Origin of the sequence: Xanthomonas sp. LMC-A-07, from assembly GCF_030208825.1 — a bacterium.
In the GTDB taxonomy this organism is placed as follows: Bacteria; Pseudomonadota; Gammaproteobacteria; order Xanthomonadales; family Xanthomonadaceae; genus Xanthomonas; species Xanthomonas campestris.
Genome location: NZ_JARVTF010000005.1, coordinates 700258 through 711741, shown reverse-complemented (window position 1 = coordinate 711741; position 11484 = coordinate 700258). Strand labels below are relative to the sequence as shown.

Genomic DNA, 11484 nt, shown 5'->3' with positions numbered 1-11484 from the left:
TCACCATGTAAAACAGCCACCGCCTGGTTGGCGGTGGCGGCGACGCACTTGCTCAGCCCACCTTACAGGCCATTGGCGGCGCGCCACTTGGGCACGTCCTCCTTCAACAACTTGTCCGGCCAGGTGCCATGCCAGGCGTAGCCGACGCGGCGCTCGTTGGGCACTTTCATGTAGTCGGTCAATGCAACGCCTTCGCGGTTGGCATACAGCGGACGTTGATTCTGCAGGTCGTAGAAGCGCGCCCATAATGACGCACCCGGTTGCGCGACGAGGATCACATCCTTGCCGGTTTCCTGGGTGGGGTCGTCGATCTTCTTGGTGGCCAGATCGCGCATGCGATGGGTGTCGAACCAGGTGGCGGCCGCTTGCACCGCGGTCTTGATCTTGGCCGAGGGGTTGGGCTGGCGCATCAAGAACCGCACGATGCTCACCGACTCACTGGACGACAGCGAAGCGAGCTCATACGCACGCGCCTTGGCCGGCTTGAGCGTGACTTCGTCGTACTGCGCGCCCCAGATGGTGAGCGTGCCGCCGATCTTGACCTGGGTGGCCAGCACGCATTCCAGGCCCTTGGTCACCGCCTGCTGCGCGCGTGCGCCGTGGCTGCCACGCAGCTGCGCGCCGGTGTCGCCCTTGCCCTCGCCGATGTCCTGCAACAGGTTGAGCACGCGCACCATGGCGTCGTCGTTGTAGGTGATCTGGTGGTGGTAGGACGACAGGTCCGGGTAGAACTGCGGCCAGCCGCCGTTGGCGTATTGCGCCTTGAGCAGGTAGTCCACGCCGCGCTTGGCGGCGGCCAGGTACGTGGCGTTCTTTTCGTTCTTGAAGGCGGTGGACAAGTACGTGATTTCGTACGTGGTCGCCTTGTTGTCGATGGTGGCGTCGTCCTTGCGCCCGGGTTGCTTGAGCTCGGCGATTTCGGCGGCGGTGAAGGTACGGGTGTAGTCCACCGCCACGCCCTTGTACTGCTTGGACCAACCACCGGAGGCGGTCTGCAGCAGCAGCATGTTGTCGGCGATGTGGTCGGCCATGGCCGCCAGTGGTGCAAGCAACAGGGCGCCGGCGAAGGCGAGCGTGGACAGGTGCAGCGTGCGCGAACGGTTCATCAGAACGGCCTCCAGGAGCCCAGCACGGTGGAGCGGTCCAGCGCAGCGGCCTGTGCGGCGGTGAGCTGGCGTGACCATTTCACGCGGCGCGACGGGTTGGCCCCGGCGCCGGTGTTCTGGTATTCGCTGTAGCGGGCGGTGGCCTCGTTGGCCGCGTTGCCCCAGTTGTTCCAGCCTTCGGGCACGATGTGCGCGCCGAGCTGGCTAGTGATGAAACTCACGCTGGCGTACGGCCGCCACGGCCGGCCCAGGAACACGCGCGAGACACCGCTGGCGGCGGTGATGCGTGCATTGCGAAACACAAAGCCGCGTGCGCTCTCCTGCGGCGTGGAGGCAGCGGTGAGATAGCCATCGCCCAGCGAATGCAGCTGCACGTTTTCGAACAGGGCAGTGCCGGCGCCGAAGACGAAATCCACGGTGCCTTCGACATAGCAGTCGAGGAAATACGAGAGCTTGGCGCCGCGCAGGTACAGCGTGTCCTGGTAGCCGAGGAAGCGCACATTGCGGAACGCCGCGCGGTCGCCATCCACACGCACCGCCACCGCCTGCCCCACCGGGCCTGCGTGGTTGCCGAAGCTCAGTTGCTCGGCGGTGAAGTCATTGCCGGCGATGATGACGCTAGACGAGCCGGAGGTGCCGTACGCAGCGCCGGTGGCCGGATTGATGCGCGCGGCGTAGTTGTCGTAGGTGATGACGGTTTGGGTGGCGCCGGCGCCGGTGAGCTTGAGCGCGGGTGCGTTGGACGGCACCACGATCAGTTCCTGATAGGTGCCGGCGCCGATGTTGATCTGCGCGCGTTTGCCGCCCTGTACGGCGGCGTCGATGGCGGCCTGCACGGTGCGGTAGCCGGCGCTGCCCTGCTTGGCCACGGTGTAAACCGGGTCGGCAGCGATGGCCGCGGAGCTGCCGAGCGACAGTCCGGCCAGCAAGGCGGCGGCAGCGAGAGTACGTAACACGATCCTGCGATGCGGTTGCATGCGTTGCTCCTGTCAGAACTTGTAGCGCGCGCCGACGTAGTACTGGCGCCCGGTGACGGTGTATTTGTCGGGCAGTTCCAGTGCGGAATCGACGTAGCGGCGGTCGGGGGTATCGAGCAGGTTGATGGCCTCGAAGGTCAGCGACAGGTGGTCGCTGATCTTGTAGGACATGTTGAAATCGACGTTTTCCACGCTGTATTTGCCGGTGACATCGGCGGTGGCCAGGCGCTGGCCATCGAGGTTGTAGACGTCTTCCTGGGCGAGGATGTTGTTGATGTAGCCATCGCGGTAACTGGTGGACACGCGCGCACTGAAGCGGCCGTCGTCGTAGTAGACGGTGGCGTTGTAGGACTGCGGAGAGAGGTTGAGCAGGTCGCGCTCGGTGGTGGTGGTGGTGATGCTGGTATTGCTGTTGCCGGCGGTGCTGAACAGGTAATTGATCTTGGAATCGACCTGCGTGTAGTTGAGCTGGATGCCGAAGTTGCGCCAGAAGCCGGGCAGGAAATCGAACGCCTGTTGGTAGGTCAGCTCGAAGCCCTTGAGCGGGCCACCGGGCGTGTTGAAGTAGCTCTGCACATTGAAAATGGTGTCCGGCGTAAAGCCTGCGGGCAGCAGATCCAGCGAGTAGCCCATCGCTTCCCAGGTGGTGAGCACGCGGGTGCGCTGCACGTAGCTGTCGATGTCCTTGTAGAACACCGCCGCCGACAACAGCGAGCCTTCGCGGAAATACCATTCGGCGCTGAGGTCGTAGTTGGTGGAGCGGAACGGGTCGAGCTTGGGGTTGCCCAGGTTGATCGAGAAAAAGCGCCCGTCATCGAAGAACTGGGTGGGGCCGCCGCTGACGCTGGGCGACAGGTACGCCAGCGTGGGCCGCGCCATGGTCTTTGCCGCGCCGAAGCGCAGCACCACCTCATCGCTGACATCCCAGGAGAGGTTCAACGAAGGCAGGATGTCGCGGTAGTTGTGGTTGACGGTGGTGGGCACCAGCAGGCGCTCACCGGCCGCGGCAGTGGCGCTGGCCACGCCAAAGAACGATTCGCAGGCTGGCGAAATCGCACCGCTGGCGGTGGCCGTGCACGGTGCATAGCCGCTGGCGGCGATCTGCGTCTGCACATAGCGCACGCCCAGGTTGCCGCGTAGCGCGCGGCCCCACAGGTCGGTGTTGAAGTCCAGCTGCAGGTAGGTGCCCAGGCTCTTTTCGTTGACCTGGAAGTTGTTGTTGGACGAACCGAAGTGGCCGACATCGGCCAACCGGTAATCGCCGCCCGGCACGCCGGTGTCGCAATTGCAATTGATGTTGAGCAGGTCGGCGACTTTCTGGAAATCCGGAATCACCCAACTGGTGGGGAAGTTGCCGTTCAAGCTGCGGCCAAAGCCATCCAGCGTGGTGCTCAGGTCACCCACGCCCACGCCGGCAGGCAAGCCCTGCGCCAGGCGCCCGTAGGAGACGTGCCGCGACTCCGACGTCTCCATGTCGTAGTCCTTGTAGGCCAGCCCGGTGCGGAAGGTGAAGGTGGGGCTGATGTTGAATTCCAGGTCCACCTTGGCGGTATCGAAGGTGTTGCTCACCGACTGCGGGTTGAGGCGCACCTCGCTGATGTTGGTGCCGCGCGCAGTGCCATTGCTGTTCACCGGCACCGCGCCATAGCCCAGCCATTGCCAGTTATTGGCATCGGCGGCGTTGAACGGGAAGGTCATGCTCGGGTAGTCGCCACCACCGCGCCGGTCCAGCACGAAGCCATCCAGGTTGGTGTTGTCGAAGCTCACCAGCGAGAACACCGGCCGCTCGTAATCGGAGGTGGAATGGCCGACCAGCGCGGTCATGCGCACCTGGTCATTGAAGCGGTGCTGCAGGTCCAGGCTGAATTGCTTGAACTCGGTGGATTCTTCGATGCTGCTGGATTCGGTGCGGTAGTCGACGTTGTCGAATACGCCGTAAACCAGGCGGTTTTGCTCGTCCACCTGCGCTTCGCGCACTGCAATCTGGGTCTTGCCGCCGAAGTTGGCGGTGCGGTGCAGATTGGCGCCGACCGAGTCTTCGCGCTGGTCCTTGTCCAGCTTGGAATACAGCATGTCGAAATTCAGCAGCGTGTCGTCGCTGACCTTGAACTGCAGCGCGCCGGTGACGCCCAGGCGCTTGATCTCGTGATCGGTGCGGATGTAGCGCGGGTAGCGCGGAATCCACGCATCGGTGGCCGTTTCGTAGGCCTGGATGTTTTCCGGTGTGTTGGCCGGGCGCGCGATGCCGGTGCCGCAGGTGGTGGCGCTGATGCCGTAGCTGCCCCAGCCGTTGTTGCGGTCCTGGTTGGCCTGCGAGCCCACGCCGGCGCGCGTTTCGTTCGACAACGGGTTGCGCGGGGTCTGCGGGTTGTAGCCCACCGGCGAGCAGAAGCCGTAGGTGCCGTTGTTGGTGGCGGTGCTCTGGTTGGAGTTGCGGTAGTTGCCGTGCTCCCAGCGCACCGGGTTGTAGCCTTCTTCGCGCAGATGCCGCTCGCTGTAGGACACCGACATCAATGCGCCGAAGCGGCCATCGGCCCAGATGTTGCTGATCAGGCCGGAAAAGCGCGGGTCTTGTTCGCGCGAGAGATCGTTGTAGCCGTACTGGGTGGAGGCGGCCGCTTCGAAGCCGTCGAAGTCGAACGGGCGCGAGCCGCGCAGATCCACCGTGGCGCCCAGCGAGCCTTCGTCGGTCTGCGCCGATTGGGTCTTGCTGATGGTGACGCGGCTGAAGAGTTCCGAGGCGAAAGTATTGAAGTCGAAGCCGCGGCTGCGGTTGACGCCATCGCTGCCGCTGCCGGCGGTGGCCAATGCTTCCAGGCCGTTGATGCGTACGCGGGTGAAATCCGAGCCCAGGCCGCGCACCGAAATCTGCTTGCCCTCGCCGCCTTCGCGGTCAATGGACACACCGGCGATGCGCTGCATCGATTCGGCCAGATTCAGATCGGGAAACTTGCCGATGTCTTCGGCGTAAATCGCATCCACCTGCTCCACGCTGTAGCGCTTGGCGTCCAGCGATTGCTGCAGGCTTTCACGATAAGTGGCCTTGACCTGCACGCGGTCCAGGTCCACCGCATCGGCCGGGGTGGCCGGCGGGCCCACGGTTTGCGCGGCAGCGCCGACACCGTGCAGGGCCAGAACGATGGCCACCGACAAACGCGCGGCGGACAGGCGGGCGCCCGCCTCTTGGGCAGGACGACACGAACGGGCTTGCATGATGCGGCTCTCTCCAGGGCACTGAGGTGCAATGACGCGCTCAGCCCCCCTAGGCCACCGGCGTCGAACGAAACATCACGCCCACCGCGTTGCATGCGTGCACATCGGCAGCGCATGCACGGCGATCAAGCGTTTGGAATGGGGCTCGCTGCGCGTGTGCGCAGCGGGCGGGTGACACTCAGAACTTGTAGCGCAGGCCCAGCAGGTACTGGCGGCCGGTTTCACCGTATTGCAGCGGCAGCTGGCCGGTGCGCGGCGACGACACCCACTCGTCGGAGGCTTCGTTGGTGAGGTTGATGCCTTCCAGGCTCAGTTCCAGCTGCTTGCTGATCTTGTAGCGCAGCGACGCATCGAGGATGGTGGTGCCGGTCATGCCGTGCACACCGTCCACGTTGAAGCCGGCTTCCGCACCCGGTGCCTGGGTGAGGTAGTCGTCGCGGTTGGTGGCGGAGATGCGGCCTGCGAAGGTGTCGCCTTCGTAGAACAGCGTGGCATTCCACGACGAGCGCGACAGGCCGAGCAGGTCGTTCTTCATCACCGGCGCGCCACTGCTGGCCAGGTACTGGATCTGCGAATCCACCCAGGTGTAGTTGAGCTGCACGCCCAGGTTGGCCCACTTGCCCGGCAGGAACGTAAACGGCTGCACGTAGTTGGCTTCCACGCCCTTCAATTCGCCGCCCGGGGTATTGAGCGGGATGCTGAAGGCGAAGTCGTCATTGACGCTGGCGCCGGTGCCTTCCAGCAAAGAGGCCGGCAGGCCGCTGCTGGAATACGGACGCACTTCGCGCGCGGTCTGGATGAAGCTTTCGATGTCCTTGTAGAACAGGCCCACACCGACCATCGCGCCTTCGTTGAAGTACCACTCCAGGCCGAGGTCGACGTTGGTGGCTTCGATCGGGTCCAGATCCGGGTTGCCGCCGGCCACGGTGCGCGCACCGCCGGCCACGGCCACGGTCACGCCGGGCGTGAGGCTGCCCAGGCCGGGACGCGACATCACCTTGGCCGCGCCAAGACGCAGCAGCAGGTCCGGTGCCAGTTCGGCGACCAGGTTGAACGAGGGCAGCGTGTTGTTGTACTTGCGGCCCACGGTGGTCAGCGCCGGTGCGTTGTTGATCAACGCATAGCCGGTGGATTCCTGCTCGGTGCGCACGTAACGCACGCCGAAATTACCGGAGAACGGAATCGAGCCCAGGTCGGTGGAGAACTCGCCCATCAACCACACGCCGCGGTCTTTTTCTTCGACGCTACGGCTGTTGTTGACGCGCGGGGCCACAGCAAAGGTGCCGCTGTTGCTGTAGATGCCGAACTGGTCGGCCACGGCGTCCAGGTTGGGCACGACCCACGCAGCGGGACTGCCGTTGATGCCCTTGAGCCCGGCCTGTTCGGTGAGATCGGCCGGCACGATGCGCGTGCCATTGGCGAAGGTCGGCACCGACAACTCGTTGGCGCGGCGCAACTCCACCGTGCTGAAGGTGTAGTTCTTGGCCAGCACACCGCCCTTGAGGCGGAAGCCGGGGCTGATGTTCCAGTTGAAGTCGATCTGGCCGGTGTCGAAGTCGTTGTCCACCGTCTGCGGACGCAGGCGGATTTCCGCCAGTTCCCAGCCGGTGGGATCGGTCGGATTGATACCGTAGTTCAGCACCGGCGCGCGGTTGTTGCCGCGGTAGTCGTAGCTGTACCCGTCGACGTCGTACTTGTCCATGATGATGGTGGTCTGCACCGGGTTCTCGTGCGCGGAGCGCGAGGTGCCGATGCGCGCGTTCATGCTGAAGTCGTCGCTGAAGCGGTGCTCCACGTCGAAACTGATCTGCTTGAACTCGGTGTTCCACTCGTCGTGGCGGTTTTCGGTACGGATATCGACGTTGTCGAATTCGCCATACACCAGCGCGTTGTTGCGGATCTCGCCGTTGCGCACAACGGTGGCCGGCTTGCCGACCAGCACCGGGCGCGCATTGCCGCCGCGACTGAAGGAGATCGCTTCGATGTAGTGCTCATCGCGCTTGGCATCGATCTTGGAATACAGCATGTCCAGCGACAGCGTGGTGCGGTCGGAGGGCTTCCACTGCAGCGAGCCGGTGACGCCCAGGCGCTGCTGGTCGTGGATCTGCTGGGTGTAGCGCGGGAAGCGCGGGTGATACACATCCGCCGAACGTGCCGCGGCAAACGGCGAGGTGGCGCTGAAGCCGCCGTTGCTCGGCCCATTGGCCCAACGGCCGGTGTTGGAGCCTTCTTCCAGCACTTCGCGCTCGGTGTAGGCCACCGACAGCAAGGCGCCGAAGGTGTTGTCGGCCCAGGTGTTGGAGATCAGCGCGGCCACGCGCGGATTGGCCTTTTCGGCCATCGCGTTGTAGCCGGCCTGGCCGCTGGCGGCGAAGGTGAAGCCGCTGTAGTCGAACGGGCGCGCGGTGCGCAGGTCGACGGTGGCGCCCAGCGAGCCCTCTTCCACATCGGCCGAGGCCGTCTTGCGGGCGATCAGCTGCGAGAACAGGTCCGAGGCGAACACGTTGAAGTCGAAGCCACGGCCGCGGTTGGTGCCGCCGCTCTGGTCGCCGGCGCCTACGGTGGTGAGCGCTTCCATGCCGTTGATGCGCACGCGGGTGAACTCCGGGCCCAGGCCGCGGACCGAGATGGCGCGGCCTTCGCCGGCTTCACGGGTGATCACCACGCCGGGGATGCGCTGCAGCGACTCGGCCAGGTTGAGGTCGGGGAACTTGCCAATGTCCTCGGCGACAATCGCATCGACCACGCCGGCTTCGCCGCGCTTGATGTCCAGGGCCTTTTCCACGCTGGCGCGGTAACCGGTCACCGTGACGGTGTCCAGGTCCACGGCGGGTTCGGCAGGGGTTTGTGCTGCATCTTGTGCGGCCACGTGGCCGCTCAGTGCCAGGCCGATCGACAGCGCCAGCAAGGTAACCGGTGTCTTCCGGTTGGTGGTCCGAAATTGCATGTCCTCCCCTCCCAAGGGTCCATGAACAATGTGAAATGTCTGGTTGTGAGCGGCAATGACACCGCTGGTCAAAACGACGTTACCAGCTGAATCGCCCCGCAACATCTTGCAGCGCAGCAGAAAACGTCACCAAATTCGCCCCAAAGGGATGCAAGCCGTCACTGAGCGTCGCATCATGGTCATCGCCGGACGTGTCAGGCGACAGCTAGAATGACACCGATGGTCATCCTAACGCGCGCGGAATCCCCCACCCCGTGACGCACCACACAGCCGAGGTAATTGCCGTATGAGTCGTGCCCGCATCCTGTGCTTTGGTGAGTTGTTGCTGCGCCTGGGGGCGCCCGGTCACGAGCTGCTGTTGCAGCAACCGCGACTGGAGGTGCACTGCGGTGGCGCCGAGGCGAACGTGGGCGTGTCGCTGGCGCACTTCGGCCACGACGTGGCGATGGTGAGCACGGTGGCCGACAACCCGCTGGGCGCGGCGGTGCTGGGCGAGCTGCGCCGGCACGACGTCGATACCCGCCACGTGCGGCGGGTGGATGGCCGCATGGGGCTGTACTTCCTCACCACCGGTGCGATCCACCGGCCCAGCGAGGTGGTGTACGACCGCGCCGATTCGGCCTTTGCGCTGGCGCCGGCCGATGCCTACGACTGGCCGCGCCTGCTTGACGGTGCGCAGTGGCTGCACCTGTCCGGGGTCAGCCCCGCGTTGGGCGCCGATGTGGCCCAGGCCACGCTGGCCGCCGCCCGCGCCGCGCGCGCGGCCGGGGTGAAGGTGTCGTTCGACGGCAACTACCGGCCCAAATTGTGGCAGCGCTGGCAAGGCGATGCGCGCGGCATCCTGCACGACCTGTTCGCGTGTGCGGACGTGGTGTTTGCGGACTATCGCGACATCGGCGTGGTGCTGGGCGGCGAGTTTCCGCAGGACACGCTGGAAGCACGTGTGGAAGCGGCCGCGCAGCAGGCATTTGCGGCCTTCCCGCAGCTGCAGCTGATGGCCTGCACCCAGCGCACCACCCACAACGTGGACCACCACAGCCTGGGCGCAATGCTGGTGCCGCGCGATGGCGAGGTGGCACGTGCGCCGAGCGAGGAACTCACCCCGATCATCGACCGCATCGGCGGTGGCGATGCGTTTGCAGCTGGTGTGTTGCACGGCCTGATCGAAGGCTGGTCGCTGGACGACACGGTGCGCTTCGGCCTGGCCGCCGGCTGCTTAAAGCACTCAATTCCGGGCGATTTCAATCCGCTCTCGGTGGCAGATGTGCAGGCGTGTGTGGGCGATGCGCGGTTTGATGTGAAGCGGTGAATCGGGAGTGGGGAATCTGACGTGGGGATGCGCGGCGTCCCCTGCCCATGCTGCCTTCCCTGCAATCGGGGACCGGCGCTTCTCGATAGACTGCAGGCCTTTCCGGATTTTCCGAGATATCTATGGATGCTTCCCATCAGACCGTGATGCTGCCATGAGCGGCATCGCGATCGCCGCCGCCCTCGTCGCCGCACTGATGGGCGGCGCATGCCCCTGCCCGTCCTACGCACAGACGCCGTCAGCCCAGCCGGGATGGATTGCCAGCTGGGCCACCAGCCCACAGGCCGGGGAGGCCGATGCGGAAGAGCCGCTGGCAAACATCGACGGGCAGACGGTACGGCAGCGTGTTCGCATGTCCATCGGCGGTACCCAGCTGCGTGTGCGCCTGTCCAACGAACTGAGTGCATCACCGCTGACCATTGGGTCGGCCTCCATCGCCGTGGCGAAGGATGCTTCGACCGTGGAACCAGCTTCGCTGCGTCAGCTCACCTTCGGCGGGCAGTCCTCCGTCAGCATCCCCGCAGGCGCTCCCATCCTCAGCGACCCGGTCGATCTGCAGGTTGCGCAGGGTGCACAGGTCGGCATCAGCCTGTTCTTTCCGGAGCGGGTCACGTCCAACACGCTGCACTCCCTGGCGCTCAAGCGCGCGGTGGTGAGCACACCCGGCGACCACACGCGAGAGACGTCCATCGCGCCGGCCGCGACGTCCACCTCGTCCATCGCGATCAGTGCGGTGTTGGTACCGCAGGCACGTGCGCAGCGGTTGCTGGTGGCATTCGGAGACTCGATCACCGACGGTGCGGGGTCCACGACCGACGCTGACCGCAGCTGGCCAGCCCAATTCGCACAGCGCGTGGCAGCGACCGACCCTGGCCTGTCCGTGGTGAATGCCGGGATCGCCGGCAATCAGTTGTCGCATGAGGGGTACGGCGCAAGCGGCTTGGCCCGCTTCGACCGGGATGTCCTGGCGCTGCCGGGCGTGACGCACATCGTGCTGCTGGAAGGGATCAACGACATCGCCGCGCCGGGGGTCAAGATCGGTTCGCGTTACTTTGCGCCGCCGACAGAGGTGAGAACCGCGGAGCACGTGATCAGCGCCTACCGGCAGCTCATCGCACGCGCGCACGACCATGGGATCAAGGTAATCGGCGCGACCTTGACGCCGTTCGCCGGCAATACAGTCCCCGGCTTTTACTCGCCGCAGAAAGAGGCGGCTCGGCAGACGGTCAACGCATGGATCCGCAACAGCCACGCGTTCGATGCAGTGATCGATTTCGATGCGGTGCTGCGCGATGCCGAGCATCCGCTCCAGCTTCAAGCCCGCTTTGCATCCCGCGACCGGCTCCACCCCAACGATGCCGGCTATGCGGCCATGGCGGACGCGATCGACGTGACGCTTTTCCGCTGAGCGCGCGCTACCTGTTATTCGCTGCGCTGACGCGTATCAGGCGGGCGCGCGGGCGCGGCGTTTGTTGGTGAACCATTTCAGCGTCGCGCTCAGCAGGACCACGCACAGCGAGGCCGGTACGCTGAAAAAAAGCGTGATCATCAGTGCGAACTGAAGCGGTGGCGCCGAGCCGTCTTGCATGACCACCGCACAGACAACGGCGGTAGTGATCACCAGATTGATGATGGCCTTGAGTGACCAGTGCAGCGTGGCGAACCGCAACAGCACGGCACAAATCACGCTGACCAACAGGGCCAGCAGCAGAAAAATGATTAATTTGTCCAACACGTCGTGCGCTCCATGCTGTGCGGATGAGATTCAAGGACGACGCTGCTTTTTAGCGATGTACAGACACGTCAGCGATTCGTCGCAACGCCTTGGCTGGCAGGCCAAAGCGTATGCGTCAAAGACACTGCGTGCTGCACAAGAGCCGTGACATGACGCCACGGCTCTTGCGAATCCCTAATCCCTAATCCCTAATCCCT

At 64.8% G+C, this 11484-nt stretch carries 7 protein-coding genes; 2 read left to right on the top strand and 5 right to left on the bottom strand.

Translation table 11 applies throughout. The annotated features are described in order from the left end of the window. Nucleotides 1–62: 62 nt before the first annotated feature. The 4 genes from pelA to QRM89_RS06055 all read right to left on the bottom strand — a co-directional run bounded on the left by pelA (nucleotide 63) and on the right by QRM89_RS06055 (nucleotide 8243). Nucleotides 63–1106, bottom strand: coding sequence for a pectate lyase (gene pelA, locus QRM89_RS06070; protein ID WP_115572191.1), 1044 nt, complete (start codon nucleotides 1104–1106; stop codon nucleotides 63–65). After that, nucleotides 1106–2083, bottom strand: a complete 978-nt coding sequence (locus QRM89_RS06065) for a pectinesterase family protein (RefSeq protein WP_285447521.1) — start codon at nucleotides 2081–2083, stop codon at nucleotides 1106–1108. The genes pelA and QRM89_RS06065 overlap by 1 nt, the downstream gene beginning before the upstream one ends. A 12-nt stretch (nucleotides 2084–2095) precedes the next feature. Continuing rightward, nucleotides 2096–5296, bottom strand: a complete 3201-nt coding sequence (locus tag QRM89_RS06060) for a TonB-dependent receptor (protein WP_011035378.1) — start codon at nucleotides 5294–5296, stop codon at nucleotides 2096–2098. A 178-nt stretch (nucleotides 5297–5474) separates the two neighbouring features. Next, on the bottom strand, nucleotides 5475–8243 hold the full coding sequence (locus QRM89_RS06055; RefSeq protein ID WP_019237087.1) for a TonB-dependent receptor: 2769 nt from the start codon (nucleotides 8241–8243) through the stop codon (nucleotides 5475–5477). Between the two features lie 286 nt (nucleotides 8244–8529). On the opposite strand from QRM89_RS06055, the gene QRM89_RS06050 reads away from it, so the two are divergent. Next, a complete protein-coding gene (locus QRM89_RS06050) occupies nucleotides 8530–9552 on the top strand; it encodes a sugar kinase (RefSeq protein ID WP_042595547.1) in 1023 nt (340 codons plus the stop codon). A gap of 154 nt (nucleotides 9553–9706) precedes the next feature. Continuing rightward, a complete protein-coding gene (locus tag QRM89_RS06045) occupies nucleotides 9707–10960 on the top strand; it encodes an SGNH/GDSL hydrolase family protein (protein WP_042595546.1) in 1254 nt (417 codons plus the stop codon). A gap of 36 nt (nucleotides 10961–10996) precedes the next feature. On the opposite strand, the gene QRM89_RS06040 is transcribed toward QRM89_RS06045, so the two are convergent. After that, nucleotides 10997–11284, bottom strand: coding sequence for a hypothetical protein (locus QRM89_RS06040; RefSeq protein WP_042595570.1), 288 nt, complete (start codon nucleotides 11282–11284; stop codon nucleotides 10997–10999). Nucleotides 11285–11484: the final 200 nt, after the last annotated feature.

What these genes read in the sequence shown, in the direction of transcription:
- pelA (WP_115572191.1), bottom strand. Translation starts at nt 1,106, where the DNA reads ATGAACCGTTCGCGCACGCTGCACCTGTCCACGCTCGCCTTCGCCGGC.
- QRM89_RS06065 (WP_285447521.1), bottom strand. Translation starts at nt 2,083, where the DNA reads ATGCAACCGCATCGCAGGATCGTGTTACGTACTCTCGCTGCCGCCGCC.
- QRM89_RS06060 (WP_011035378.1), bottom strand. Translation starts at nt 5,296, where the DNA reads ATGCAAGCCCGTTCGTGTCGTCCTGCCCAAGAGGCGGGCGCCCGCCTG.
- QRM89_RS06055 (WP_019237087.1), bottom strand. Translation starts at nt 8,243, where the DNA reads ATGCAATTTCGGACCACCAACCGGAAGACACCGGTTACCTTGCTGGCG.
- QRM89_RS06050 (WP_042595547.1), top strand. Translation starts at nt 8,530, where the DNA reads ATGAGTCGTGCCCGCATCCTGTGCTTTGGTGAGTTGTTGCTGCGCCTG.
- QRM89_RS06045 (WP_042595546.1), top strand. Translation starts at nt 9,707, where the DNA reads ATGAGCGGCATCGCGATCGCCGCCGCCCTCGTCGCCGCACTGATGGGC.